Source organism: Streptomyces sp. CB02959, from assembly GCF_002803155.1.
Taxonomy (GTDB): Bacteria; Actinomycetota; Actinomycetes; order Streptomycetales; family Streptomycetaceae; genus Streptomyces.
Window position 1 is genome coordinate 26,824 of record NZ_NNBP01000011.1, and the last position, 25,446, is coordinate 52,269.

At 75.3% G+C, this 25,446-nt stretch carries 23 protein-coding genes; 13 read left to right on the forward strand and 10 right to left on the reverse strand.

Translation table 11 applies throughout. The features are described 5' to 3' along the window. Positions 1 to 74 precede the first annotated feature (74 nt). The 4 genes from CG747_RS18985 to CG747_RS19000 all read right to left on the reverse strand — a co-directional run bounded on the left by CG747_RS18985 (position 75) and on the right by CG747_RS19000 (position 4,638). Positions 75 to 848: a uracil-DNA glycosylase gene (locus tag CG747_RS18985; protein ID WP_100602961.1), complete on the reverse strand. Its 774-nt coding sequence runs from the start codon at positions 846 to 848 to the stop codon at positions 75 to 77. 70 nt (positions 849 to 918) lie between these two features. Then, positions 919 to 3,018, reverse strand: a complete 2,100-nt coding sequence (locus CG747_RS18990; protein WP_100602962.1) for a PP2C family protein-serine/threonine phosphatase — start codon at positions 3,016 to 3,018, stop codon at positions 919 to 921. Positions 3,019 to 3,130: 112 nt separating this feature from the next. Further along, complete coding sequence (locus tag CG747_RS18995; RefSeq protein WP_100602963.1) at positions 3,131 to 4,363, reverse strand: MFS transporter; 1,233 nt, start codon at positions 4,361 to 4,363, stop codon at positions 3,131 to 3,133. Further along, complete coding sequence (locus CG747_RS19000; protein WP_146022104.1) at positions 4,360 to 4,638, reverse strand: hypothetical protein; 279 nt, start codon at positions 4,636 to 4,638, stop codon at positions 4,360 to 4,362. The genes CG747_RS18995 and CG747_RS19000 overlap by 4 nt, the downstream gene beginning before the upstream one ends. A 280-nt stretch (positions 4,639 to 4,918) precedes the next feature. Between CG747_RS19000 and CG747_RS19005 the strand changes: the two genes are divergently transcribed. The 4 genes from CG747_RS19005 to CG747_RS19020 all read left to right on the forward strand — a co-directional run bounded on the left by CG747_RS19005 (position 4,919) and on the right by CG747_RS19020 (position 9,298). Further along, complete coding sequence (locus CG747_RS19005) at positions 4,919 to 5,266, forward strand: hypothetical protein (RefSeq protein ID WP_100602965.1); 348 nt, start codon at positions 4,919 to 4,921, stop codon at positions 5,264 to 5,266. A 29-nt stretch (positions 5,267 to 5,295) separates the two neighbouring features. After that, entirely contained in the window at positions 5,296 to 6,432 is a 1,137-nt protein-coding gene (locus CG747_RS50720; protein WP_100602966.1) for an acyl carrier protein, read from the forward strand. Between the two features lie 237 nt (positions 6,433 to 6,669). After that, positions 6,670 to 7,644, forward strand: coding sequence for a nucleoside hydrolase (locus CG747_RS19015; RefSeq protein WP_100602967.1), 975 nt, complete (start codon positions 6,670 to 6,672; stop codon positions 7,642 to 7,644). 205 nt (positions 7,645 to 7,849) lie between these two features. After that, entirely contained in the window at positions 7,850 to 9,298 is a 1,449-nt protein-coding gene (locus CG747_RS19020; protein ID WP_100602968.1) for an oxygenase MpaB family protein, read from the forward strand. A 36-nt stretch (positions 9,299 to 9,334) separates the two neighbouring features. Here the strand turns inward: CG747_RS19020 and CG747_RS19025 are convergent, their stop codons facing one another. After that, positions 9,335 to 9,733, reverse strand: a complete 399-nt coding sequence (locus CG747_RS19025) for a CU044_2847 family protein (protein ID WP_374701786.1) — start codon at positions 9,731 to 9,733, stop codon at positions 9,335 to 9,337. Positions 9,734 to 10,174: 441 nt separating this feature from the next. On the opposite strand from CG747_RS19025, the gene CG747_RS19030 reads away from it, so the two are divergent. Together CG747_RS19030 and CG747_RS19035 are read left to right on the forward strand one after the other, a co-directional pair. Next, positions 10,175 to 11,635, forward strand: a complete 1,461-nt coding sequence (locus CG747_RS19030; protein WP_100602969.1) for an SDR family NAD(P)-dependent oxidoreductase — start codon at positions 10,175 to 10,177, stop codon at positions 11,633 to 11,635. Positions 11,636 to 11,716: 81 nt separating this feature from the next. Next, on the forward strand, positions 11,717 to 12,091 hold the full coding sequence (locus CG747_RS19035; RefSeq protein ID WP_374701787.1) for an MmcQ/YjbR family DNA-binding protein: 375 nt from the start codon (positions 11,717 to 11,719) through the stop codon (positions 12,089 to 12,091). On the opposite strand, the gene CG747_RS19040 is transcribed toward CG747_RS19035, so the two are convergent. Next, complete coding sequence (locus tag CG747_RS19040) at positions 12,078 to 13,124, reverse strand: zinc-binding alcohol dehydrogenase family protein (RefSeq protein ID WP_100602970.1); 1,047 nt, start codon at positions 13,122 to 13,124, stop codon at positions 12,078 to 12,080. The genes CG747_RS19035 and CG747_RS19040 overlap by 14 nt on opposite strands. 136 nt (positions 13,125 to 13,260) lie before the next feature. Between CG747_RS19040 and CG747_RS19045 the strand changes: the two genes are divergently transcribed. Beyond that, entirely contained in the window at positions 13,261 to 13,527 is a 267-nt protein-coding gene (locus tag CG747_RS19045; RefSeq protein ID WP_100602971.1) for a GlsB/YeaQ/YmgE family stress response membrane protein, read from the forward strand. A gap of 146 nt (positions 13,528 to 13,673) precedes the next feature. Beyond that, positions 13,674 to 14,255: a TerD family protein gene (locus tag CG747_RS19050; RefSeq protein WP_100602972.1), complete on the forward strand. Its 582-nt coding sequence runs from the start codon at positions 13,674 to 13,676 to the stop codon at positions 14,253 to 14,255. 122 nt (positions 14,256 to 14,377) lie between these two features. Here CG747_RS19050 and CG747_RS19055 read toward each other — a convergent pair whose 3' ends face one another. Then, positions 14,378 to 15,196, reverse strand: coding sequence for a hypothetical protein (locus tag CG747_RS19055; RefSeq protein WP_100602973.1), 819 nt, complete (start codon positions 15,194 to 15,196; stop codon positions 14,378 to 14,380). A 156-nt stretch (positions 15,197 to 15,352) separates the two neighbouring features. On the opposite strand from CG747_RS19055, the gene CG747_RS19060 reads away from it, so the two are divergent. Next, a complete protein-coding gene (locus CG747_RS19060) occupies positions 15,353 to 15,607 on the forward strand; it encodes a hypothetical protein (protein ID WP_100602974.1) in 255 nt (84 codons plus the stop codon). A gap of 121 nt (positions 15,608 to 15,728) precedes the next feature. Here CG747_RS19060 and tatA read toward each other — a convergent pair whose 3' ends face one another. Continuing rightward, on the reverse strand, positions 15,729 to 16,088 hold the full coding sequence (gene tatA / locus CG747_RS19065) for a Sec-independent protein translocase subunit TatA (protein WP_100602975.1): 360 nt from the start codon (positions 16,086 to 16,088) through the stop codon (positions 15,729 to 15,731). 157 nt (positions 16,089 to 16,245) lie between these two features. On the opposite strand from tatA, the gene CG747_RS19070 reads away from it, so the two are divergent. After that, positions 16,246 to 17,772, forward strand: coding sequence for an LCP family protein (locus CG747_RS19070; RefSeq protein WP_100602976.1), 1,527 nt, complete (start codon positions 16,246 to 16,248; stop codon positions 17,770 to 17,772). 94 nt (positions 17,773 to 17,866) lie between these two features. Continuing rightward, positions 17,867 to 19,252, forward strand: coding sequence for a hypothetical protein (locus CG747_RS19075; RefSeq protein WP_100602977.1), 1,386 nt, complete (start codon positions 17,867 to 17,869; stop codon positions 19,250 to 19,252). Between the two features lie 50 nt (positions 19,253 to 19,302). On the opposite strand, the gene mgtA is transcribed toward CG747_RS19075, so the two are convergent. Together mgtA and CG747_RS19085 are read right to left on the reverse strand one after the other, a co-directional pair. Continuing rightward, positions 19,303 to 22,014 (reverse strand): magnesium-translocating P-type ATPase, encoded by a 2,712-nt coding sequence (mgtA, locus tag CG747_RS19080; protein ID WP_374701788.1) that lies wholly within the window; start codon positions 22,012 to 22,014, stop codon positions 19,303 to 19,305. Continuing rightward, entirely contained in the window at positions 22,007 to 22,372 is a 366-nt protein-coding gene (locus tag CG747_RS19085) for a metalloregulator ArsR/SmtB family transcription factor (protein WP_100602978.1), read from the reverse strand. Before CG747_RS19085 ends, mgtA begins: the two co-directional genes overlap by 8 nt. 194 nt (positions 22,373 to 22,566) lie before the next feature. Between CG747_RS19085 and CG747_RS19090 the strand changes: the two genes are divergently transcribed. After that, complete coding sequence (locus tag CG747_RS19090; protein WP_100602979.1) at positions 22,567 to 24,105, forward strand: hypothetical protein; 1,539 nt, start codon at positions 22,567 to 22,569, stop codon at positions 24,103 to 24,105. Positions 24,106 to 24,273: 168 nt separating this feature from the next. Continuing rightward, positions 24,274 to 25,446: a PP2C family protein-serine/threonine phosphatase gene (locus tag CG747_RS19095; RefSeq protein WP_100602980.1), complete on the forward strand. Its 1,173-nt coding sequence runs from the start codon at positions 24,274 to 24,276 to the stop codon at positions 25,444 to 25,446.

Consider the following 25,446-nt stretch of genomic DNA (forward strand, 5'->3'; position numbering starts at 1 on the left):
ACGAAAGAGACTAATCCCTCATATGGGAGGTTTACCCCGTCTGAGGGTACTGGCCCCGGGACTTTCGGACCGTCTCACAGCCCGGCGAGTTCCCGGGCCCGGGTGAGCAGGGCGACCAGCATGTCCGCGGTGAGCGTGCCGGTGAAGGTGTTCCGCTGGCTCGGGTGGTAGCAGCCGAGCACCCGCAGCTCCCCGCGCCGCCGGCCCGCCGGCAGGTCCACCTCCACGCCGTGGCCGAACACCGGCCGGGGCCGCGGCACCGGCCACCCCGCCGCACCGAGCGCCGGCCACAGCGCCTGCCAGCCGAACCCGCCCAGCGCCACCACCGCCCGCAGACCCGGCGCCAGCAGGCCCAGCTCCGCCGCCAGCCAGGGGCGGCAGGTGTCCCGTTCGGCCCCGGTCGGGCGGTTCTGCGGCGGAGCGCAGCGCACCGGCGCGGTGACCCGGACGCCGTACAGCTCCAGCCCGTCGCCCCGGTGTGTGGCGGTCGGCTGCGAGGCCAGGCCCACCGCGTGCAGCGCCGCGAACAGGAAGTCCCCGGAGGCGTCGCCGGTGAACATCCGGCCGGTGCGGTTGCCGCCGTGCGCGGCCGGGGCCAGTCCCACCACCGCCAGCGCCGCGTCCGGCGGACCGAACCCCGGCACCGGCCGCGCCCAGTACTCCCAGTCCCGGAACGCCGCCCGGCGCTCCGCCCCCACCCGTTCCCGCCAGGCCACCAGCCGGGGGCAGGCCCGGCACCGGACCACCGCGGCGTCCAACGCCGGCAGCCCGCCGCAGCGCGCCGCCCGGTGGGCCGGATACCCGTGGTCCTCCGGGCCGGGCGGGGCCCCGCTCGGCTCCCCGCTCATCCGCGGCCCTCCTCTCCGCGCGCCGCCTCCGCACGCCGCCTCCGTGGGCACCGCCCCCGGGTGTACCCGGTCATGCCCCGCCGCCGGGTCCGCCGCCCTCCGTCGGGGCGAGCAGCAGCAGCGCCACGTCGTCCATCCGCTCCGTGTGGGCACCGCGGCGGGTCAGGATCGCGTCGGCGAGGCCGCCGGGGTCCGGGGTGCGCGCCCCGGCGAGATCGGCGGCCAGCGCCGCCACCCCCTCGTCGAGGTCCCGGCCGGGCCGTTCCACCAGCCCGTCGGTGTAGAGCGCGAGCACCGCCCCGGGCGGCAGGGCGACGGTGGTGGAGGTGTAGCAGGTGCCGGGTGCGACACCCAGCAGCAACCCGGGCGGCACCCGCAGCACGGCGGTGCGCCCGTCGGGGTGGCGCAGCACCGGCGGCGGATGGCCGGCGCTGGCCAGGCAGGCCCGGTGCGTGCGCAGGTCGAGGTGGACGTAGAGGCAGCTGGTGAACAGGTCCGGGTCCAGGTCGGTGAGCAGCCGGTTGGTGCGGGCCAGCACCTCGTCCGGGGCCGCGCCGGCCGAGGCGTGGGCGTGCACCGCGGTACGGGCCTGCCCCATGAGCGCGGCGGCCGCCGCGTTGTGGCCCTGCACGTCGCCGATCACCGCGGCCACCTGGTGCTCGTCGAGCCGGATCAGGTCGTAGAAGTCGCCGCCGATGTCCATCCCGCGGGTCGCCGGCAGATAGCGGGCGGCGACCGACAGCCCCGGGACCGGTGGCAGCCGGTGCGGCAGCAGTCCGGCCTGCAGGTCGTGCGCCAGCTGCTGCTTGGTGTCGTAGAGGAACGCCCGGTCCAGGGCCTGGGCCATCAGCCCGGCCAGTGAGGTCAGGACCTGGCGTTCCTCCGGTGCGAAGGTCCGCGAGTGCCGGTAGGCCAGTACGCAGCAGCCGACGGGGCGGCCGGAGACGATCAGCGGCAGCACCGCCCGGGCCGCCATCCCGGTCAGCCGCACCAGCCCCGGGAAGAGGCGCTCGGTCTCCTCGGCGGAGGGGAGGAAGCTCGGCTCGCCGGTGGCCAGGGCGCGCACGGTGGGGCTGTTCGCGGTGCTCAGCGGGAGCCCCTCGTACGCCTCCACGGCCTCCCGCGGGTAGCCGCGCTGCCCGACGGTCCGCAGCCGGCCCGCCTCCGCGACGTACATCAGCATGCCCTGGGCGCCGAAGGCCGGCACGATCTGCTCGGCGAACAGCTCGGTGACGTCCTTGACGCCCACCGCCTCGGTCAGCGCGGCCGCGAGGTGCAATACGTGGTACATCTGCCCGGCCCGCAGCGGCATGACCTCCGCCGGCCAGCGCGCCTCCGGATCCGGCTGCTCGGCCCCGGCGCTGATCCACACGCTCACCCCCCGGCCGTCCGGGAACAGCCGGAACGTCAGCCACTGCGCCGGCGGACGGCAGGCGGTGAACGACGCCGGCTGCCGGCTGATCACCGCGGCCCGGCAGCGGTCCTCGAAGACCGGCCCGGCCAGCCAGGGCAGCGCCTCCCACGGCCGCGCGCCGTGCAGCCGGGCCGTGCCCAGCAGCGCCGCCGCACCGGTGCTCAGCATGGTGACGCGCCCCTCCAGGTCGAGCGCGCAGCCGCCGCCCGGCAGCCGCTCCACGTAGTCGACCGAGGCCAGCGCCTCGTCGGGGCCGGCGGTGCGGGCCGGGGGCATCGGGACCACCAGCGGCCCGTCGGGGTTGCGGCCCGCGGGCAGCAGTCCGGCCAGGCGCCGGCAGGCGGACTCGAACGCGGTGCGTTCGGCGTCCGACAGCTCCGGCGCGTGGCCGGCCGGCCACAGCAGCACCATCGCGCCCCGGCAGTCCGTGCCGTCGTCCAGGGGCGCCGCGCCCAGCGCGAAGTCGTACGGCAGCGCCACCGCCGTCCGCGGGAAGTCCCGGGCCAGCTGCTGGTGGCCGGCGGCCCACACCAGGCGCCGCCGGCGCGCGGCCACCGCGACCGGGATGGGCGCCGCCAGCGCGATCCGCCGCCAGGGGTCCAGCACCGGACGGGGGATGCCGCTCAGTGCGGTCAGCCGCAGTACCGGCGCGTCGGGTGCCAGCTCGTAGACCATGGCGGACGAGGCCCCGGTCTCCGCCATCGTCCGGAGCAGTTCCCGGCCCAGCGGGGCCCGGGAGGTCCCGCCGGTCGTCATGGTCCACCTACCCACCGCCGCGGCACAGTGCTGACGTTACGCCGCCGGGCGGTCGGCGGCAGTCCTGGTGGTGGCGGGCCGCCGGCGGGTGGTCGGTTCGACGGCGGCGGGCTCAGCGGGACGCCCGGCGGCGCAGCGCGGGGGCCAGGGCCAGCTGGCCCAGCCCCGCCAGCAGGCTCAGCGCCGCGCAGCTCAGCCAGAGGGGGGTGGGGCCGATGACCAGCAGGCGGGTGCCGACGAGCGGGGCGATCAGGAAGCCGGTGCCCCAGGCCATGCCGATCAGGCCGTTGTAGCGGTCGCGCAGTGCGGGCGGTGCGAGGTCGGCGACGACGGCCGCGGTGAGGGCGAAGACCAGGGTTTCGCCGAGGGTGGCGACCGCGACCGCCAGGCCGTAGCCGGTGGCCGACCCGGCGGTGGCGGCCAGCGCGTGGCCGGCCGCGGTGACGGTGAGGCCGAAGGCCAGTACGCGGCTCTTGTCGCGGCCGTCCAGCCGGTGGCCGATCAGCGGCCGGGTCGCGATGACGACGATGCCGTTGAGCGCCAGCACCGTGCCGTAGGCGCCGGTGGACATGCCGGCGGCCCGCATGGCCAACGGCAGGGTGGTGAAGGTCTGTTGGAAGACCACGGCGTAGAGCACGACGATCCCGGCGAACGCCACCATCACCCGGTCCCGCAGCACGGTGCGGAAGCCGTCGGCGGCCCGCTCCCGGGTGGTCGGCCGGGTCTCGGGGGCGGCGAGCCACACCAGCAGTCCGAAGGCCGCGCAGGCCCCGGCGTCGATCTGGAACAGCGGCCCGAAGCCGTCCGCGGCGAGGTGGCCGCCGAGGAGCACGGCGACCGAGAAGCGCAGGTTGATCGCCCACAGCAGCAGGCCGTAGGCGCGGGTCCGGTCGGTGGTCGGCACCGCGTCGGCGACCAGTGCCCGGGCGGTCGGCCGGAACAGGTCGAGGGTGATGCCGAGGGTGAAGCACGCCGCGGCCAGCACCGGGAGGCTGTGCGCGTGGCCGAGGGCGAGCAGTGTCGCGCTGTTGGCCAGCGTCCCGCCGATGAGTGCGGCCCGGCGCCCGAACCGGTCGCCGAGGTAGCCGCCGAGCGGCCGTGAGATCACCGTGCCGGCGCCGCCGGCGGCCAGGACGACGCCCGCGGTGGTGACCGGGACGTGCCGGGCGCCGGTGAGGTAGAGGCTGAGGAACGGATTGGCCATCGCGCCCAGCCGGTTGACCAGGGAGCCGCTCCACAGCACCCAGAACGCGCCGGGCAGTCCGCCGGCCCGTTCCCGGACGAAGGCGCGCAGTCGGCCCTCCCCGGTGATCCCGGCGGGGGCGGGTTCGCCGAGTCCGGTCACCGGGTGTTCCCGGCGGCCGCGGCCGGCGCGGCCCGGTCGGCCTTGCCGTGGGCGGCCGTGGGCGGCCGGTCCGGCAGCCGGGTCTCGCGGGGGGCCCAGGGGTGCGGTGTCCCGGCGCGGGAGGTGCGCAGGTCGCCGGTGTCGGTGGGGGAGTCCGCCGCCAGGACGACCCGGGCGCCGGGGGAGTGGCGTGCCGGGTCGAAGAGGAAGTCGTCCGGTAAGTCCTGGCGGAGGTCCGCGGCGGCTTCGGCGGGCGGGTGCGGCGGCTGGCTCACGGTGCTGAAGCCCCCTGTGGCGTTCACACACTTTGATGCGGAGTAAAACCAGGGCAAATCATGGGATATCGCCTGGAAAAGCTGTGGCTGAATTCTGGGATCCGGAAAGGGTATTTCGGCAGGTGGCAGTTAGGTTCTCACGGCTTCATGGGCGCCAGCGTGTGAGGTGGGTCACTTCGCGGCGTCGGCCGCTCCTTGCTGCGTTCGACGGATTGTGGCAGCGTCGATTCCGAATGGAAGTCATCTTCCGTATAACGAAAATGAGGCATGGGGGATCCGTATGTCCGAGGCAGGACCGCTGCCGCTGGGGCAGCTCTCGGTGTGGCACGACATCCGAGACCTTCCGGCAGCCCGGTGGCACGAGCCGAACAACGCCGCCGCCCGGCCCCTGCCCTCGGGCACGACCGCCGCACAGGCCCGCACCGCACCGCACGCCGTCGTCACCAGGCGCCCGTCCCTGCGCACCCGGTACGACGTCCACGACGCCGCCGCACCACGGCAGTTGCCGCCCGAAGCGGACTTCGACGACGACCTGCCGGCCCTCGACACGCCACCGGACGACCCCCACCGCCGCGCCGCCCGCCCGGCCGCCGAACCCTTCGACCTCGGCCGGCCGCGGTGGCTGTGACCGGAAGAACCGGACGAAGGAGAGCGGACATGGCCCACCTCGACCCCGGCCCGGTCCACACCGGCCTGCTGGACTGCATCCAGGTCAACCTCGCGGTGCTCGCCGACCACCACCACGGCCCCGGCACCCACCTGCGGCTCGGCACGCCCCTGGACCTGCGTGCCTGGGAGCGCCCCGCGGACGGACTGCCCACCGTCGCCCCGCCGCCGACCGAGCAACTGGCCACCCTCCCGGCCCTCGTCGGACTGCGCGTCGTCGACCACGCCCGGCTGACCCGCGCGGAACTGCTCGCCGACCGCGCCGCCGACGACGTCCCCCGCTACGTCGTCGCCGACGCCTACCACCTGCCCTGGCTGCCGTACCACGGGCGGGCCCACCAGCCGCACAGCTTCCTGCTGGCCGCGGGCCCGGACGGCTGGCACATCACCGACGCCTACCGCGACGAGACCGAGTGGGGACCGGCCGCTCCCGGCCACTGGGTACTGCCCGCGGCGGACCTCGCCGCACTCACCACGGCCGACGTCGTCGAACTGGCGCCGGCCGACCTCCCGCCGCTGTCCGCGCAGCCGCCCGCCGCCACCCTGGACCCGGCCGCCGCCGACGCGTACCTCGCCCCCTACGACGCCTGCCCCGACCGGGCTCGGGCGCTCGCGCACCTCACCGCCGAGACCCGGCTGTTGGCCCGCACCCGCAAACTGCACGCGACCTACCGGGCGCTGTACGCCGGCCGCGCCGACGGGCCGGAACCCGGCCCCGAGGCCGACCACCTGCGCGCCTGGGACAAGGTCGTGGAGCAGACCCGCCTCGCCCACCGCCGGGTCGCCGGCGGCGGCTCCGAACCGCCCGGTGCGGTCGACCGCCTGCGCGGCGTCCTCGCCGCCGACCGCAGGGTCTTCGGCACGGTCCCCGCCCCGGCCGGACCGCCCGCCCCGGACGGCGCGGAACTGCGCCGCCGGGTGGCCGCGGTGGCCGCCGACGTCCTCGGCGTCCCCGCGTCCGACCTGCTCGGCGGGGCACCGTTCGACTCCTTCCCGGCGTTCAGCTCGTTCCGCCTGGTCGAGATCATCGAACGCCTGGAGCGCGCCCTGGGCCGCGAACTCGACGCCGACGAACTCATCCCGGAGAACCTCCGCCGGGTCGACGACCTCTGCCGCATCGCCCGCTGACCGCCCCGCACCCCCGCAAGAGGCCCCGATGGACGCCCGCTCCACCGACCCGCCCCGACCGTTCCGCGAGTGCCGCGGCACGGTCCCGACCCGCGCCGACCCACGCCGACCCGCGAGCCGCGACCGCTCGACGCCCGGCTGTGGAAACGGACTTACCCCTCGGCGGAGCGTGCTCCGCCGTACGCTGACGACTCCCCGCCCGACCCCGCACCACCGCCTGCCGAAAGGGGCACGGCCATGCCCGCACTCCCACTGATCATCGACACCGACACCGGTTCCGACGACGCCGTCGCCCTGCTCCTGGCCGCCGCCAGCGGGCTCGGGGACATCCGGGCGGTGACGACGGTGGCCGGCAACGTGCCGGTCACCGTCGCCGCCCGCAACGCCCTGATCTCCCTGGAGACCGCCGGCCGCACGGACATCCCCGTCCACCTGGGCTGCGCCGGGCCGATGCTGCGCGAGGCGTCCGGCGCGCAGGACGTGCACGGCGAGGACGGGATGGGGAACACCGGCCTGCCCGACCCCGGCGCCGCGCCCCGGGACGGGCACGCGGTCGAGGCGCTGCTGTCCTACCCCCGCCGGCACCCCGGGGAGCTGACGCTGGTCACCCTCGCCCCGCTGACCAACATCGCCGCCGCCCTGCTGATCGATCCGGAGTTGTTCACCCGCTACCGGCACGTGTACTGCATGGCAGGCGCCGCCGACCTGGCGGGCAACGTCTCCCCGACGGCGGAGTTCAACGTGTGGGCCGACCCCGAGGCGGCCCGGATCGTCACCCGGGCCGCCGACGCGGACAAGGTCACCTGGATCGGCTGGGACGTCTCCCGCAAGGACGCCGTCATGACCCCCGCCGACCAGCGGCGCCTCCAGGAACTCGGCACCCCCATGGCGACGTTCACCCACCGCATCAACCGCACCGTCGCGGACTTCGCCCGCAACGTGACCGGCCTGGCCGGCTACGACCTGCCCGACCCCATCGCCATGGCCGTCGCCCTCGACCCCGCCCTGATCACCGAGCAGGAGCGGGCCCACGTGCAGATCTCCGTCGCCGACGAGACCCGCGGACAGCTGATCATCGACCGGCGGGTCTCCGCACCGGCCCCCAACCTCACCCTCGTACGACGCGTCGACGAGGCCGGATTCAAAAAGCTCCTCTTCGACACCGTCGCCGCCCCCGGCGCGCCGCTCCCCGGCGACGCCCCCGCCGGCTGAGGCGGATCGCCCGGCCCGGCGGCGCCACCGCGCCGCGGGGCCGGGCCGGTTGCCGCAAACGTGCCGGGCCGGGGGATCGCCCGGACGTGTGGTTTCTGAACTGAAAGCCTGTCAAAAACCACCTGGCGAAGGCTACTTGTACGGCTGAGCGGGCGTTCGGCGCCCGCCGAACCGACGCCGTACCGCCGCCCGTGGGGAGACGCCCGTGTCCACTGTCCTGCCCGGCTCCGACCGCCTGCTGCGCCGCACCCTCGGCGAGCGCCGCATCGCCCTGGTGGCATGGCGCCTCCTGGTGCTGCAGAGCGCCGACCCGACGGTCGCCGCGGGACTCGCGGAGTTCTCGACCTACCGCGCCCACCCCTGGCGCCGGGTGGAACACACCATGGACAGCGGCAAGCGGTTGTTCTTCTCCGACCGCGAGGGACTCGACCGGGAAATCGCCCGCCTGGAGCGGACGCACCGCCGGATCCACGGCACCGACCGGGAGGGCCGGTCGTTCACGGCGCTGGAGCCCGCGGTACGGGTGTGGGTACTGGTGACGCTGTACGAGTCGATGACGGCGATGGCCGAACTGTCCGGCGCCCCCCTGAGCCCGGCCCAACGCGACCAGCTGTACGCCGAGTTCCGCTCCGTCTGCGATGCCTTCGGGCTGCCGGCGGAGCTCTTCCCGCCGACCGCCGCGGACGTCCCCGCCTACATGGACCGCACCGTCCGCGAACGCCTGGAGTACACCGAGGCCGCGCACGACCTGCTGTTCGAGATGCTGCGCCAGGCACCGGCCCCGCGCCGCCTGGGACGCCTCCGTCCCGCCTGGCCGCTGCTGCGCCCGGTGATCGCCCGGATGCTGACCGCCCTGACCCTCGCGGACCTGCCACCGGCCTTCCGTGAGCGGTTCGGCCTGCGCCGCAGCCGCGGCGCCGCCGTCCTCTCCTGGACGCTGCACCGCGGCGGGCGCCACGTCATGACGCGCCTGCCCGACCGGCTGCGCTACCGCCGGCGGATGACCGGTGACGACCCCGCCCGGCAGGAGGCCGCCGCCGCGGACCATGGCACCCGTGGCACCGGTGGCACCGCACGGGCCGGATGGATGCCGCGGCCGCGCCGATCCGACCCCGGCACCGCCCGCCGGGCACGGGTGGAGACGTTCTTCCGGCAGGTGCTGGACCAGACCGGCGACGGGTACCTCGCCGCCGCCGACCTTCAGGCCATGGCACACAACGTCTGCTGGCAGCTGGAACTGCCCGAGGACCGGGAAGCCCTGGTGTACGCGGGCTTCGACGCCTGGTGGCAGCAGATCCGCACCTCCATGGACACCGACGGCGACGGCCGGGTCTCCCTGGCGGAGTTCACCACGGGCGTGCTCGCCGGCATCGACCAGGACCCCGCATACCTCCACAAGGGCCTGCACCCCGCGCTGCGGGCGCTGTTCCGCGCGGCGGACACCGACGGCAGCGGGTACCTGGGCGCCGACGAATACCGTGTCCTGTTCGGCGGCTCCCGCGTCCACCCGGCCGAACTCAACCACGGCTTCCGCCAACTCGACGCCGACGGCGACGGGCAGATCACCGAGGACGAGTTCGTCGCGGCGTTCACCGCCTACTTCACCGCCCGCGGCGACACCGCGGCCGGCGCCCAACTGCTCGGCCGCCCCTGACCCCGGCCCCTGACCCCGGCCACCGTCACCGGCCCGTCACGGCGTCCGCCGCGGTCGCCAGGTCGCGGTGATCGACAGGGACGCCCGCCCGTCGCCCGCGACGATGCCGAGCTTGAGGTCCTGCCCGACCTGCACGCCGAACTGCACCGATAGCTCGTCCGGGGGCTGCTCGGCGGAGGCGACCGCATCGTGGATCTCCTGGAGCAGCGGGCCCAGCGGCCGGAGGGTGGTGCGCAGCGCCGCCACCGCGGCCGCGGCGACCCGTTCGCCGCCGCGGGCCGCCGGCATCCCCGGTCCGGTCCCCTCCGGCAGGGCCGCCGCCGCCCCGCCGGGCATGCTGTCCGGCCGGGACGCGCCCGGCACCGGAGCGAGTTCCAGGCGGATGGACGTCCCGTCGGCGAGGGTGAGTTCAGCGTCGGGCGGCACGTCCTTCATTGTGCCGATCACGGGTGGTGGCGGCAGTGGAACGGCCGGATCGGCGGTGGCCGCCGGGTTTGGTGGAGGTGCCGTGGGCCCGGCCGACGGCGGACGGGAGTCCCATGGGCTCCCCGGGAGGCCGAGGGGCTCAGCCGGTGCCGGGCCGGATCGACCGGGCGGGCCGGAAGATCGGCTTCGCTGTGTGGTCAACTCGCCACCACGCGTGAGAATTCCCATGGGAGGCGGGAGCGCGGCGGCCCCGGGCGGTGCGCCCCTGCCGACCGCCGTGCGCCCCCTCGGCCGCCCGCGCCCCGTAACGCCGAAGTCGCCGGTTTGGCGCAGTCGCGCACCGCTGACGTAAAGTTCCGCCGAAGCTCGAACAGGCAATCCCATGGGCCCAAGGCCGGCCTGCAGAGACCGAACGAACCCAGGGAAAACCCAGTGAAAGCCGCAGCGGCGATGACGGTGACCGAAGCAGACCGGGCCGAGAGCACGGGAATCGACGCCGAGCGGATGGCGATCTGCCTGAGCGTCCTCGAAGAGCTGGACGCCCTGCCGGTGGACCATCCGGACGCGATCACCATACGACGGGCCACCGCCGGCATCTTCCGCGAGGTCAAGCGGCGCCGCCGGCAGGACCGCCGGGCCGCCAAGACCGCCCACGACAAGGCCGTCACCGAGGCCACCGCCACCGGTGCCGCCGACCGGATCGACGACGAGACCATGGGCCGCGCCCTCGCCAGCTCGGTGAGCACGGACGTCGCCGGCGTCCTGCAGCGGCCCCGCAGCTGCTACGTCTGCAAGTCCCGGTACGTCCGGGTCGACGCCTTCTACCACCAGCTGTGCCCGTCCTGCGCCCAGGAGAACCGGGCCCGCCGGGAGGCCCGCGCCGACCTCACGGGGCGGCGTGCGCTGCTCACCGGCGGCCGCGCCAAGATCGGCATGTACATCGCGCTCCGGTTGCTGCGGGACGGCGCCCACACCACCATCACCACGCGTTTCCCCAACGACGCGGTCCGGCGCTTCACGGCGATGCCGGACAGTGCGGAGTGGCTGCACCGGCTGAAGATCGTCGGGATCGACCTCCGCGACCCGTCCCAGGTCCTCTCGCTCGCCGAGACGGTGAGCGCCGAGGGCCCGCTGGACATCCTGATCAACAACGCCGCGCAGACCGTCCGCCGCTCGCCCGAGGCGTACCGCCAGCTGGTGGAGGCCGAGTCCGCGCCGCTGCCCGCCGGGGAACTGCCCGCCTCCGTCGTCCTGGGCCACTTCGGCAGCGGCGCCCCCGCCCTGCCCGCCGTGGCGCCCGGCGGCCCGGCCGCGCTGACCGCCGAGAACCTCACCGCCCTCGCGCTGACCCGGGGCTCCGCCTCGCCGGCCCGGATCGAGGCGGGCACCGCGATCGACGCCGGTGGGCTGGTGCCCGACCTGCACCCGACCAACAGCTGGATCCACAAGGTGGACGAGGTCGACCCGCTCGAACTGCTGGAAGTCCAGCTCTGCAATATGACCGCGCCGTTCCTCCTGGTCAGCAAGTTGCGTCCGGCGCTCGCGGCGGCCCCGGCCCGGCGCAAGTACGTGGTGAACGTCTCCGCGATGGAGGGCCAGTTCAGCCGCGGCTACAAGGGTGCCGGCCACCCGCACACCAACATGGCCAAGGCCGCGCTCAACATGCTCACCCGCACCAGCGCCAGCGAGATGCTGGAGACCGACGGCATCCTGATGACCGCGGTCGACACCGGCTGGATCACCGACGAGCGCCCGCACCCGGACAAGATGCGGCTGGCCGACGAGGGCTTCCACGCCCCGCTGGACCTGGTGGACGGTGCGGCCCGGGTCTACGACCCGATCGTCCGCGGCGAACAGGGCGAGGACCTGCACGGCTGCTTCCTCAAGGACTACGCCCCGTCTCCCTGGTGAGCCCGCGGGACGCCGGCGCGGTGCCGCCCTCCGGCGGCACCGGCCGCTCGTACGGAGATCACCGCGCCGTACCCTGGTGACGTGACCACGACCACATCCGGCTCCGCTCCCGTGCCCGATTCCGACGACGTCCGCCGTATCGCGCTCTCGCTCCCGCAGACCGCGGAGAAGCAGGCCTGGGGCATGCCCACCTTCCGGGTCGCCGGGAAGATGTTCATCACCGTGCCCGACGACGAGACCTCCTTCGCCGTGCGGTGTCCCGCGCACGAGCGCGGTGAGCTGATCGCGGCGGAGCCGGAGAAGTTCTGGGTGCCGCCGCACGAGGCCGGCTCGAACTGGGTGCGGGTGCGGCTGGCCGCCCTCGACGACCTGGACGAACTCCGCGACATCCTCGTCGACTCGTGGCGGCAGGCGGCCCCCGACGACCTCGTCGCGGCCTACCTCACCACCGGCTGAACTCCTCGTCGGGTACCAGCACGGCCGCCCCCTGGACCCGGTCGCCGGCCAGGTCGGCGAGCGCCTCGGGCGCCCGGCCGAGCGGATACGGGCTGGTGGTGACCTTGATCCCGATCCGTTCCGCGGTCTTGAGGAACTCCCGCCCGTCGCGCCGGGTGTTCGCCGTCACGCTGCACAGGTTCCGCTCGTAGAAGAGGTGTTCCTGATAGGTGAGCGGGGGGATGTCGGTGAGGTGGATCCCGGCGACGGCGAGCGTTCCCGACCGGTCGAGCGCCGCCAGCGCCACCGGTACCAGATCGCCCACCGGCGCGAAGAGGATCGCGGAGTCCAGCGGTTCGGGCGGGCGGTCGTAGGCGCCACCGGTGGACACCGCGCCCAGCTCGCGCGCCAGATCCCGGGCCCGCGCGGACCGGGTGAGCACGTGCACCCGGGCCCCTTCGGCCACCGCGACCTGCGCCGCCAGGTGTGCCGAGCCGCCGAAGCCGTAGATGCCGAGCCGCCCGCCCGGTGGCAGTGCGCACCGCCGCAGCGCCCGGTAGCCGATGATGCCCGCGCACAGCAGCGGGGCCAGCGTCGTCGCGGGCACGGACTCCGGCAGCGGGTACGCGTAGTCCGCCGGCAGCAGCGTCCGGTCCGCGAAGCCGCCGTCCGCGTCCCAGCCGGTGTACCGCGAGGCCGGGCAGAGGTTCTCGGCGCCGGCCCGGCAGTACCGGCACTCCCCGCAGGTGGCACGCAGCCAGGCCCCGCCGACCCGGTCGCCGGTCCGGAACCGCGTCACCGCCGCACCCGCGGCAGCCACCCGGCCCACGATCTCGTGTCCCGGTACGGTGGCCGGCCGGTGCGGCGGAAGATCACCCTCAGCGAGATGCAGATCCGTACGACAGACACCGCAGGCCTCCACCGTCACCAGTAGGTCCCCGGGGCCCGGCTCCGGGACGGGGCGGCGCACCCGCGCCAGCGGCCCGGAGCCGGCCGGTCCCGGTCGCTCCACGGCCCACCCGGTCAGCGTCTCCGGGTGCACGGCGCACGCCATACCCTCAGCGTCCCGCCCGCCCGCCGCCCGGGCAAACGCTGTGCCGCCCGGCCTGGCTCGATCGTGCGCAGGCAACTTCTACAGTGATGTAGATTTTCGGTCCGCACCTACCCAACGACCAAGGAGAGGATGTCCCGTGGGCATCGTCAGCTGGATCGTGCTCGGGCTCCTGGCCGGGGCGATAGCCAAGTTCCTGCTCCCCGGACGTGATCCGGGCGGACTGGTGGGCACCACGCTCATCGGCATCGCCGGTTCGTTCATCGGCGGTTGGCTGTCGGCGAAGTTCCTGCACCGCCCGATCGCGCACAACTTCTTCGACCTCGCGACCTGGATCGCGGCCGTCGCCGGCGCCCTGGTTCTGCTTGTCGCCTACCGGTTGCTGTTCGGGAACTCCCGGAACTGAGCGGATGCCCGGCGCGGCGGCGGTGTCGATTTCCGTCCCGGAATGTCGGCTTCTACTGTGAGGTGGATCCTGGATTCGTCGGTGGAAGCCGGAACTGCCGTGCCGGCGCGTCCGTTTCCAGTTGAGACCGACATATGGGGAATCAGATGAGTGTGAACTTGAGCAAGGGCCAGAAGGTCAGCCTGAGCAAGTCCGACGGCGGCGCGCTGAGCGTGGTCCGGATGGGGCTGGGCTGGCAGGCGGCACGCCGCAAGGGCTTCCTCGCCCGGCTCACCGCCCGCGAGATCGACCTCGACGCCTCGGCCGTGCTCTTCGCCGGCCAGCAGCCCGTGGACGTCGTCTTCTTCAACCACCTGGTCAGCGACGACGGCTCGGTGCGGCACACCGGCGACAACCTCGTCGGCGGCGCCGGCCAGGGGGGCGACGACGAGTCGATCCTGGTCGACCTGCAGCGGGTGCCGGTCCACGTCGACCAGATCGTCTTCACCGTCAACTCCTTCACCGGACAGACCTTCCAGGAGGTGGAGAACGCCTTCTGCCGTCTGCTCGACGACGCCACCGGCCAGGAGCTGGCCCGCTACTCCCTCTCCGGCGGCGGCTCGCACACCGCCCAGATCATGGCCAAGGTCTTCCGGTCGGACGGCGGTTGGGAGATGGCGGCGCTCGGCACGGCCGCCCAGGGCCGCACGTTCGAGGACCTGATGCCCGCCATCGCCGCGCATCTGTGAGTCCCCGGTCCGCGCGCTCCCGGCCCGGATCTCCGGGCTCCCGGGGTGCCGTGGACCGGCGGCCGCGGGCGCAAGGGGACGGTGCCGGCGCCGCCGAGGGGTGACACCCTCGGCGGCGCGGGTCAGGGCGCCCCGGGCGAGCTCGGCCCCGAGAAGCCCGGGCTGCCGAAGTCGGGTCCGGCGAAGTCCGGGCTGGCGTACTCCGGGGAGCTGAAGCCGGGGCCGTCGGCCCGTGCCGGGCGGGCCTCGCCCCCACCGCCGGCCACCCCGGCGGTGGCCGGGCGGGGGAGTGCGGGCCGTCCGCCGGGTCCCCCGCCGCCCGTCGCGCGATCGATCCGGCCGAGCAGGAACGGCATGATCCCCCGTTCCAGCAGGGCGAGTTGCCAGGCGTCGTGCGCCCGGGCGGCCGCCGGATCGGCCTCGTCGGACATCTGGGCGTCGGCCGCCGCGCGGTTGCGCGAGGCCGTCACCAGCATCCAGGTCAGCCCCGTCAGGGTCGCCACCCCGGCGACCCCGGCGGACGTCCAGCCGGCGGCGATCAGCTCGTCGGCGAGCCGGGACGGTGCGGCCACGGCGCGCAGACCGAAGCCGAACAGCAGGAAGACGGCAGCGGCGGTGGCGGCCAGACCGGGCACCAGCACCCCCAGCGCCGGGAGCACCCCGCCGCTCCGGGACGTCGTCCCGGGGGCGGGCGGCGGCGGGACCGGGCCGGTGTCACCGGCCGCGTCGGCGCGCAGCCGGACGAGCTCGCGGTATTCGGCGGCCGCCGTGGCGGTCAGGGCGTCGCGCGCTCCGAGTGCCGCGCTGCGCAGCTGCTCGGCGTTGAGCGAACCGACCGTGTGCGACAGCGCCGCCCTGATCTCCGGGGAGTTCAGGGCCTGGTCCACGGTGTGCTCGAACGCGGCGGTGTCCGGTGCCTGTAAGCGGTCGTTCTGGTGCACGTGTATTCCCCGATGGGTTGAGAGCCAAGATTGCCCGACGGTCCGGCCCGGTGCTCGGCCGCGTCGTCCGGACGGTGGCGTGGTGCGGCCACTGTCCGGACAACGCGGTGCACCCCTTGATGGTTCCCTGCTTGCGCAATCCCTAAAGTGTTGCTCATGGACGAAATGGACGCGGTGACGGATGTGCGGGCGGACGCGGTGCGGTGGGAGGTCGCCGTGCTGTCCGGCGGTCCCGCCGACGGGGCGCGGGTGCGGCTGACCGGCCGGCCGAGCGTGCTTCAGGTGAGCCACCCCTGCCGGATCGAGAACGCCCCGGACGGCATGCAGATCGCGGCGCTGCACATCTACCGCCGCGACCTGAAGGTGAAGAGCGAGCCCCTGCGGTACGGCTTCGACGGGGTGAGCCCGTGAGGCGGGCCGGGCCCCGTGGGCGGCTAGGCCCCTGATGGGCAGTCCTTGACGAGCGGTCTTCGATGAGCGGCCCCTGAAGGGCGGTTGTGCGGTGTGCGGTCCCGGGGCGGCCGGCCCCGCCTCAGTGCGCGGGGTTCGGGCCGGCCTCCCGGTCCGCGTGGGCGCCGACGCCGCCGGGTGCCGCGCCAGTGGTGGTCGTGCCGGTGGTGGTCGTGCCGGTGTGGGTGGTGCTGGTGGCGGCCGCGCCGGGCGCCGCGTGGATCGTGCGCGGCGTCTCCGCCGGCTCCTGCGGACCGGGCGCGTAGGCGGCGGTGGGCGGTGTGCCGTCGTCCTCCTTCATCGCCTTGGTCTCGCTCTTGAGGATGCGCAGGGACTTGCCCAGCGCGCGGGCGGTGTCCGGCAGCTTCTTGGAACCGAAGAGGAGAATCACCACGAGCGCCACGATCAGCAGATGCCAGGGTTCCAGTCCATTGCGCAGCATCGCTGCCACCCTTCTCTCGTTGTCACCACGGTCGGTCTTCGCGGCCGCGGTCGTGCGGACCGGGCCGGAATTTCACTTGCTACATTGCGCAACTGTATAACCCTGGGCAGGGGGGATCCGTCTGCCGGCAGGAAAACGCACGGACGAGGGTGTACACGTGACACGCAGCCACGCGGCTCGGGCCGCACACGGGGGCGGCCGGGGGGCCGGCGACGGGCTCGGCCGGGGGGCGGGGCGCGGGGTCCGGACGGCCGCCGCGCTGACCCTCTCGGTCCTCGTGCTGCTGGTCGCCGGATCCGGCTGGCTCTACCTCCAGCTCAACGGGGACATCACCACCTTCGGCGCGGACGGCTTCAGCCGGGACCGGCCCGCCGCCGGCGCCGGCGGCAGCAACGTCCTGGTCATCGGCTCCGACTCGCGAGCCGGCGGCAACCGCCGGCTCGGCGGCGGGGAGGGCGACGTGGGGCGCTCCGACACCGCGTTCCTGCTGCACGTCTACGGCGACGGCCGGCACGCGCTCGCGGTCTCCTTCCCCCGCGACGCCCTCGTGGAGATCCCGTCGTGCCGGCTGCCGGACGGCAGCTGGACCCCGCCGCGGTCCGGCGCGATGTTCAACTCCGCGTTCACCGTGGGCAGCACCGTCAAGGGCAACCCCGCCTGCACCCAGAACACCGTGGAGCAGCTGACCGGGCTGCGGGTGGACCACACCGTCGTCGTCGACTTCGCCGGCTTCGCCGCGCTGACCACCGCGGTGGGCGGGGTACCCGTCTGCCTGCCCCAGGACGTCTACCAGGGCGACCTCAACCCGAACCTGGGGTCGCGCGGCACGCTGGTCTTCGCCCGGGGGCCGCAGACCGTCTCCGGCCAGCGGGCACTGGACTACGTACGGCTCCGGCACGGCCTCGGGGACGGCTCCGACATCGGCCGGATCAAACGCCAGCAGGCGTTCACCGCGGCGCTGGTCAAGAAGGTCAGGGCCCGGGGCATGAACCCGTCCGCGCTGCTCCCGCTGGCCCGGGCGGCCACCGCGGCCCTGACCGTCGACCCCGGGCTGGGCACCGCGGACCGGCTGCTGGCCTTCGCCCTGGCGATGAAGGACATCGACCTGCACAACACCAAGTTCCTCACCCTGCCCTGGCGTTACCAGGGCGCCCGGGTCGCCGTCGTCCACCCGGACGCCGACGCGCTCTGGGCCGATCTGCGCGCCGACCGCACCGTGGACGGCCAGGACGCCGGCGGCACCGCCCGCCCCGGCGCGACGGACGACGGCAAGGCCGCCGCGCCCGCCCCCGCGACGCCGACCGCCGCACCGCCCGGGACCGGCATCGGCGTCGCGGTCTACAACGGGACGACCGTCCCGGGGCTCGCCGCGCACGCCGCCGCCGAGCTGCGGGCGGCCGGTTTCACCGTCCTCGGTACCGCCACCGCCGCCTCCCAGCAGCACGCCGTCACCGTCGTCGCGTACGGCCCCGGCCGGGACGTCCAGGCGCGGACGGTGGCCCGGTACTTCCCCGGCGCGGTCCTCCAGCAGGGCGCCGCTCCCGGCGTCGGCGTCACCCTCGGCCGGGACTACGCCGACCGGCCCGCGGGCGGCGGCGGGGCCCCGGCCGCGCCGCCGGAGCGCGGGGGCGGTGCCGCGCGCTCCGCCGACGACGACCCCTGTTCCGATCTCTCGTACGGTTAGCCGGAGCGCACCTCGCGGCGGTCACCGGCACCGGTACGTCACTTGTCGCCCATGTCCCCTATGTCGCCATGACGTTGAGGAGAAGATCAGCCCCATGACAGCCCTTCGCCGGCCCACGCCCGGCGTTCTGCCCAGAGCCCTGCCCAGGGTTCTCACCGGTTTCCTGCTGGCGGCCCTGCTGCTGCTCGCCGGGGCGGCCTTCCTGCCGCAGCCGGCCCACGCGGCCGGCACCGGCCTGGACGCCGTGGCCGAGGCCCTCAAGAAGAGCCCGGTCTACGTCGATCCGCGCGTCCGCGACCAGCTCCCGGACGCCGACCGCAACGCGCTCGCGCAGAAGATACGGGACGCCGACAAGCCGGTCTTCGTCGCCGTCCTGCCGGACGCCCCGGAGTTCCCCCCGGCGACCCTGCTGCAGGACCTGCGCACCAAGGTCGGCATCACCGGCGTCTACGCCATCCACCGCGGTGCCAACGGCTTCAACGCCGGCGCCGACCCGCAGGTGCTCTCCCACAACGCAGCCCACAACCTCACCGGCGCCGTGCGGCGGTCCCACCAGCACGACGCCAAGGGCATGGTCACCGACTTCGCCCAGCAGGCCGTCGCACAGGCCCGCGGCAAGGCACCGTCCTCCTGGAACGAGGGCGACGGGGCCGGCGGCTCCGCCACCGGGCTGCTCATCGGCGGCGCCGTGGTGGTGGCCGGCGGCGTCGGCGGCTACGCCCTCTTCCGCCGGGCCAAGAAGCAGCGCGAGGAGCGGGAACGCGCCGAACTGGAAGCGCTGCGGGTCGTCGTCGACGAGGACATCACCGCCTTCGGCGAGGAACTGGACCGCCTCGACTTCAACCCGTCCGAGCCCGGCGCCACCGACGCCATGCGCACCGACTACACCAGCGCCCTGGACGCCTACGACCTCGCCAAGTCCAAGATGGCCGAGGCCCGCCGCCCCGAGGACGTCCGCCCGGTGACCGTGGCCCTGGAGGACGGCCGGTTCGCGCTGGCCACCCTGGCCGCCCGCCGGACCGGCGCCCCGCTGCCCGAGCGCCGGCTGCCCTGCTTCTTCGACCCGCGGCACGGCCCCTCCACCACCGACGCCCAGTGGGCCCCGCCCGGCGGCGCCCCCCGCCCGGTCCCGGCCTGCGCCGCCGACGCGACCCGGCTGGCCGACGGCCTGGAGCCGATGGCCCGCACCGTCCAGACCCCGGGCGGCCCGCAGCCCTACTGGGACGCCGGACCGGCCTACTCCCCGTGGGCCGGCGGCTACTTCGGCGGCGGCAGTGTGCTCACCGCCATGGTGGCCGGCACCCTGCTCGGCTCGGTGCTCAGCGCCCCGAGCGCCTACGCCGACTCCGGGTCGTTCCTCGACGGTCCCGAGGGCGGCAGCCAGTCCGGCGCCGACTTCAACCCCGCGGACTTCGCGGGCGGCTTCGGCGACGGCGGCGGCTTCGACGGCGGAGGGTTCGACGGCGGCGGCGACTGGTGAGCGGCCCGACCCGATAGCGCTTCGGCACCCACGAGGGCGTGTCCCGCGGATCAGCTCGACGATCCGCCGGGCACGCCCGCGTCGCTCTCCCGGTGCGCGTACCGCATCCGTGCGAACGCCAGCGCCGCCCCGTAGAGCGTCAGCACCACCGAGAGCAGCAGGTAGTACAGCGGCGGCGGGGCCGACATGGCCAGCACCGGCGCCAGCGGTGACACCGGCAGCAGCAGACCGACCACCGCGAGCGCGGTCACCGCCAGGTGGACCGGGCCCACCGTCCGCCGCTCCGCGGCCCGCCGCCCGGTGCGCAGCAGCAGCATCACCATCCCCTGGGTGAGCAGGTTCTCGGTGAACCACCCGGCGTGGAACATCGTCGGGCTGTCCGTCCCGGCCGTGACCTTCGCGGCGAACGCCAGCACCCCGAAGGTCGCCAGGTCCGCCGTGGCGTTTATCAGGCCGAACACGGTGATGAAACGGAGGAACACCCGCGGCCGCAGCACCGCCGGCCGCCGCGCCGCACCCACCGCCGGCTGGTCGAAGGCGAGCGAGAGCTGCGCCGCGTCGAAGCACAGGTTCTGCACCAGGACCTGCGCCGGGAGCATCGGCAGGAACGGCAGCAGCAGCCCCGCCGCCAGCATCGCGATCACGTTGCCGAGGTTGGACGACAGGGTGATCCGCAGGTAGGCCGCGATGTTGCCGCTGGCGTGCCGACCGGCGGTGATCGCCCGGTCGATCGCGGTCAGGTCCTTCTCGGCCAGCACCACATCGGCGCCCTCCCGCGCCACCGGCACCGCCCCGCGGGGGCAGATCCCGACGTCGGCCGCGTGCAGCGCCGGCAGGTCGTTGACCCCGTCGCCGAGGAACCCGGTGGTGTGCCCGTCCGCCCGCAGCGCCGTCACGATCCGCGCCTTGTCCTGCGCCGTGCACCGCGCCACGACCGTGGCCCGCCCGACGGCCTCCGCCAGCGCCGGCCCCGCCAGCCCGGCGAGCCGGTCGGCGGTGAGCACCTCGCCCGGCTCCAGCCCCAGGTCCCGGCAGGCCCGGGCCGCGGTCCCGGGATGATCGCCGGTGAGCACCTTCACCGCCACCCCGCGCTCGGCCAGCACCCGCAGGGCGTCCGCCGCCGACGGCGCCAGCGCGTCGCTCAGCGCCACGAAGCCGACGAAGGTCAGCCCCCGCACGTCCCCGTCGGTGTACCCGCCGAGCCGGGGCCGGCGGTCGCCGCGGGCCACCGCCAGCAGCCGCAGGCCGCCGGCCGCCTCCTCGGCGGCGCGGCGCAGCAGCCGTTCCCTGGCCGCCTCGTCCAGCTCGGTCTCCGCCCCGCCGGTCCGCACCCGCCCGCACCGGGCCAGTACGTCCTCCACCGCGCCCTTGACGACCAGGGTGTGGGTGCCGTGCTGCCCCGGGCGGCGGATCACCGCCGTGGACATCCGCACCATCGGGTCGAACGGCAGCGCCGCGATCCCGTCGTACTCCAGCGGATCCGCGCCGTGCTCCTCCGCGGCCGCCAGCACCGCCTCGTCCAGCGCGTCCGGCACCGGCAGCTCGGCCAGCTCGATCGTCCAGAAGCTGTTCACCGCGGCCCAGTGCAGGACCTCCGGATCGGGCGCGCCGTCCGGCCCGGCGGACCGCATCACGACCGGCCGGTCCTGGGTGAGGGTGCCCGTCTTGTCCAGGCACAGCACGTCGATCGCGCCGAGGTCGTGCAGCGCGGGCAGCCGCTTGACGATCACCCCGCTGGTCCGGGCCAGCAGGGCGGCCCCCCGGGCCAGCGCGGTGGTCACGATCACCGGCAGCATCTCCGGCGTCAGCCCCACCGCCACGGCCACCGCGAACGGCAGCGTCTCCAGCCCCCGTCCGCGCAGCGCGGCATTGGCCATCAGCACCAGCGGCGGGGTCAGCAGCATGAAGCGGATCAGGGTCCAGGCGATGCCGTGCACCGACCGGTCGAAGGCGGTCTCGCCGCGCCGCCGGGCCCGCTCGCGGTACGCGGCGGCGAACCGGGTGTCCGCGCCCGTCGCCACCACCAGGGCGGTGCCGCTGCCGGTCGCCACGCTGCTCCCCTGGAAGCACATGTGCGGCGGCTCGGACCCGTCCCGGTCCGTGCCGGGCGGGGCGTCCAGGGCCTGCTTCGGCACCGGCGCCGACTCCCCGGTCAACGCCGCCTGATGGACCGTCAGCCCGCTGGCGCGCAGCAGCCGGACGTCCGCCGGCACCAGATCGCCGGGGCCCAGCCGCACCACGTCGCCGACCACCAACTGGTCGACGGGCACCTCCCGCAGCTGCGGCGCCGCGTCCTCGCGCGGCCGGCGCTGCACCGCCGAAGTGGTGGCGACCAGCTCCTGCAGCGCCGCCATCGCCCGGCCCGCCTGGTGCTCTCCGCCGGACCGCAGCGCGCAGCTGACCACCACCAGCGTCATGATCACGCAGGCCGTGCCCCAGGACGCGACGGCCGCCGAGACCAGCCCCAGACACAGCAGCACCGTGGTGAACGGATCCCGCAGCGCGCCCAGGAAACGCCGCGGCCAGGTCACCGGCCGCCACGAGGGCACGGTGTTCTCCCCGAACCGCGCCAGCCGCTCCTCGGCCTGCGCGTCGGTCAGCCCGCGCGGCCCGCTGTCCAGCCGCCGCATCAGCTGCAGCGCCGTCAGCGCCGCCGGCTCCACCGCCCCGGCCGTGCCCGGCGGCTCCGCCGCACCCGCGCGCACCGCATCCGCGTCCGGGGGCACCGGGCCGGCCCCGGGCGCCGCGGTGATCTCAGGCACCGAGGTGGCGCAGGCGGGCCGGTGACGCGCCCTTGTTGCGGGCGGCGAGTTGGACGACGAGGGTCCGGGTCACGGCGACTGTTTGGGGGTCGTCGACGAAGTAGACGACGCGTCGGCCTTCGCGGCGGGAGCGGACCAGGCCGGCCAGTTTGAGCTTGGAGAGGTGCTGGCTGATCGCGGGCAGTGCGCCGCCGACGCGTTCGGCGAGTCCGCTGACGTCGCTCTCGCCTTGGGCCAGTGCCCAGACGATGTGCAGTCGTGGGGGAGAGGCCAGCAGTCCGAACACCGCGGCCGCCTCGGCCAGTACCTCGGCGGACGGATCGGCCGGCGCTGTCTTCCCCTCGATGCTCCTCACCACTGCCGCACTCCGTCCCTTTGGGAGCCCCTTGCCCCGGAGCGCCCAGTGTAGGCGGCGCGCCGGATCCGCCGGGAGGCCGAAGCCCGGTGCCGAACAGGCGCATGCGGGGTGCCGGTCCGGCCCGCGACCCGCATTATGGCGCCAGTACCCGACCGGCCCCCACGGGCGCCCACCCCACCCCGCGAGGTCTGCCCATGGAAGAGAGCCGGTCCGTCCCGGACGACCGGACGGTGCGGACGGCACCGGCACCCGCCGCCCGCCCGCCCGCCGCGCCGCGCTCCCCGGCCCGCGCGCTGCCCTGGCTGGCCCTCACCGGCGCGGTGTTCACCCTCCTCCAACTCGTCCTGGTGGTCCCCGGCACCGGCCTGGGCTGGGACGAGACGGTCTACGTCAGCCAGGTCGCCCGGGACGTACCGGCCGCCTTCTTCAGCGCCCCCCGGGCCCGCGGCATCACCTACCTCATCGCCCCGGTCACCGCCCTGACCTCCTCCACCACCGCCCTACGGCTCACCCTCGCCGTCCTGGCCGGCGTCGGCCTCTGGGCCGCACTGCGGGTCTGGCGGCCGCTGCTGCCCACCCGGGTGCTGGCCCTGGGCGGCGCGCTCTTCGCCACCCTCTGGATCACCCTCTACTACGGCCCCCAGGCCATGCCCAACCTCTGGACCGCCTACGGGGTGCTCGCCGCCACCGGCTTCTTCCTCCGCGCCGTACAGGACCGCACCGACCGCCGGGCGCTCGTCGGGCTCCCGGTGGCCGTCGCGGTGGTCGCGCTGATGCGCCCGCCGGACGCCGGCTGGCTGGTGCTGGTACCGGCCGCGGCGGCCCTCGCGGTGCCCCGGTGGCGGCGCCCCGCACTGGTCCTGCTGATGGCCGGCGGGCTGCTGCTGGGCGCCGCGGACTGGGTCGTCGAGGCGTACACCCGCTACGGGGGCCTGCTCGCCCGGCTGGACCGCGCCGCCGAGATCCAGGGCGGCATCGGCTGGCACCTGGCCGTCGACGACCAGATCCGCAGCCTGGACGGACGGGGGCTGTGCCGGCCCTGCGACGTGCCGTGGACCCACCCCGTCACCGCCGTGTGGTTCTTCGCGCTGCCGCTCCTCACCGCCCTCGGCGTGCGGGCCGCGGTCCGGGCCCGGCGCCCGGCCACCGCCCTGCTGCCCGCCGCCGTCGCGCTGGCGACCGCGGTCCCGTACCTCTTCCTCATCGACTACGCCGCCCCCCGCTTCCTGCTGCCCGCCTACGCGCTGCTGGCCCTCCCCGTGGCCGACGGCCTGTGGCGGCTGGCCGCTCCCGGGGGCCGGTTCCGGCCGCGCGCCACCGCCCTCCTCGCGGCGGCGCTCGCCGCCCACCTGGCCGTCCAGCTCGCCGTGCTGACCGGCAACACCGCCCGCAACCGCCACATGCGGCAGGACTTCACGGCGGCCGCCGGCGCCCTGCACGCCATGGGGGTGCGGCCGCCCTGCGTCCTGTCCGGCGACCACGCCGTCCAGCTCGCCTACTACGCCGGCTGCGCCTCCCGGCAGACCGCCGGCCCGGACGCCGGCACCACCTGGCGGGAGCTGACCGCCGAGGCCGCCCACCGGCCCGTGGCGCTGCTCGTCCCGCCGTCCGCCGCCCCGCCCGCCGCGGCCCGCGGCTGGCGGCCCGTGACGCTGGCCGACACCGGCAGCTTCCGCGGCTACCGCGCCTACCTCCCGCCCGCCCCGCGGACCCCCGCGCCGACCACCCGGTGACGCCCCGGCGTACGCCCCGCGTACGGTCGTGCACCCAGAATTCATCCGCTCTCCGCCCGCAGGTACGGACCGGTGGCTTCCGCACCGTGTTTGATCGAAGGTGCGGGGGAGTGCCCCCACCACCCCACCGCGCCAGCCCCTCGCACCAGCAGTCCCGGAAGTGGGCCCATGAGCGCCAGCAGTACCGGCCACGCCGAACGGGCGCGGCTGCGTGCCGCCGAGGACGCCGCCGAGCGGATCGGCACCACGCTGGACGCCCGCACCACCTGCGCGGAACTCGCCCGGTTCGTCTGCCGGTCGCTGTGCGACGCCGCCGCGGTGGAACTGCTCCCCGACGACGCCGAGGGCGAGCGCTCCCCGAGCGCCCCGCACCCCGGCGCGCAGTCGGCCGACGGCGGGGCCCCGGCGGCGCTCCACCGGGTCGCGGCCGAGGGCCGCACCCGCCTCCTGGAAGGGGGCGGCCCCACCGCGCCGACCCCGGTGTCGGTCCCGCTCCTGGCCCACGGACACCTCTACGGCGTGCTGCGCGCCACCCGCTCCGGCGGCGGCTTCACCGCGCACGAGACCGCCACCCTCCACCACGCGGCGCGCCTGGCGGCCGTCCATCTCGCACACGCCCGCCGGCACGCCGCGGCCCGGCGCACCGCACTGGACCTCCAGCGCGCCCTCCTCGCCGACCCCGGCCGGCCGCACCCCAACCTGGAGCTCGCCACCCGCTACCTGCCGGCCGACAGCGGGGCGCTGGTCGGCGGCGACTGGTGCGAGACGGTACGGCTCCACTTCGGACGGACCCTGCTGGTCATGGGCGACGTCATGGGCCACGGCCTGGAGGCCGCCGTGGAGATGAGCGCCTACCGCTCCGCGCTGCGCTACGTCGCCTCGGCCGAGCTGCCGCCCCACCGGGTACTGCGCCAGCTCGACGCCGTGGTGGCCCGGGACGACCGCCGCCGCCCGGCGACCTGCCTGCTGGCCCAGCTCGACCCGGCCCGCGGGATCGCCGCGTTCGCCAGCGCCGGCCACCTCCCGCCGGCCGTCTTCGGCGCCGACGGCACCGCCCGGCTGCTGCCGGTGCCCGCCGGCCCGCCGCTGGGCACCGGCGCCGGCGGCTACGCACCCGTCACCCGCGCCCTCGGCCCGGCCGACACCCTGCTGATGTTCACCGACGGCCTGGTCGAGCGGCGCGGCGAGGACATCGACGTGTCCCTCGCCCGGCTCGCCGGGATGCGGCTGCCCGCCCGCGCCGGCCTGGCAGACGTCCTCGACGAGGTGCTGCTCCGCCTCGGCGGCCGGTTCGCGGAGGACGACGTCGCGGTGCTGGCCGCGCGGATCCGCCGCCGGTGA

What these genes read in the sequence shown, in the direction of transcription:
- tatA (WP_100602975.1), bottom strand. Translation starts at nt 16,088, where the DNA reads ATGCTGCGCAATGGACTGGAACCCTGGCATCTGCTGATCGTGGCGCTC.
- CG747_RS19090 (WP_100602979.1), top strand. Translation starts at nt 22,567, where the DNA reads ATGGAAGAGAGCCGGTCCGTCCCGGACGACCGGACGGTGCGGACGGCA.
- CG747_RS19075 (WP_100602977.1), top strand. Translation starts at nt 17,867, where the DNA reads ATGACAGCCCTTCGCCGGCCCACGCCCGGCGTTCTGCCCAGAGCCCTG.
- CG747_RS19095 (WP_100602980.1), top strand. Translation starts at nt 24,274, where the DNA reads ATGAGCGCCAGCAGTACCGGCCACGCCGAACGGGCGCGGCTGCGTGCC.
- CG747_RS19025 (WP_374701786.1), bottom strand. Translation starts at nt 9,733, where the DNA reads ATGAAGGACGTGCCGCCCGACGCTGAACTCACCCTCGCCGACGGGACG.
- CG747_RS18990 (WP_100602962.1), bottom strand. Translation starts at nt 3,018, where the DNA reads ATGACGACCGGCGGGACCTCCCGGGCCCCGCTGGGCCGGGAACTGCTC.
- CG747_RS19050 (WP_100602972.1), top strand. Translation starts at nt 13,674, where the DNA reads ATGAGTGTGAACTTGAGCAAGGGCCAGAAGGTCAGCCTGAGCAAGTCC.
- CG747_RS19030 (WP_100602969.1), top strand. Translation starts at nt 10,175, where the DNA reads ATGACGGTGACCGAAGCAGACCGGGCCGAGAGCACGGGAATCGACGCC.
- CG747_RS18985 (WP_100602961.1), bottom strand. Translation starts at nt 848, where the DNA reads ATGAGCGGGGAGCCGAGCGGGGCCCCGCCCGGCCCGGAGGACCACGGG.
- CG747_RS50720 (WP_100602966.1), top strand. Translation starts at nt 5,296, where the DNA reads ATGGCCCACCTCGACCCCGGCCCGGTCCACACCGGCCTGCTGGACTGC.
- CG747_RS19060 (WP_100602974.1), top strand. Translation starts at nt 15,353, where the DNA reads ATGGACGAAATGGACGCGGTGACGGATGTGCGGGCGGACGCGGTGCGG.
- CG747_RS19005 (WP_100602965.1), top strand. Translation starts at nt 4,919, where the DNA reads ATGTCCGAGGCAGGACCGCTGCCGCTGGGGCAGCTCTCGGTGTGGCAC.
- CG747_RS19040 (WP_100602970.1), bottom strand. Translation starts at nt 13,124, where the DNA reads ATGGCGTGCGCCGTGCACCCGGAGACGCTGACCGGGTGGGCCGTGGAG.
- CG747_RS19015 (WP_100602967.1), top strand. Translation starts at nt 6,670, where the DNA reads ATGCCCGCACTCCCACTGATCATCGACACCGACACCGGTTCCGACGAC.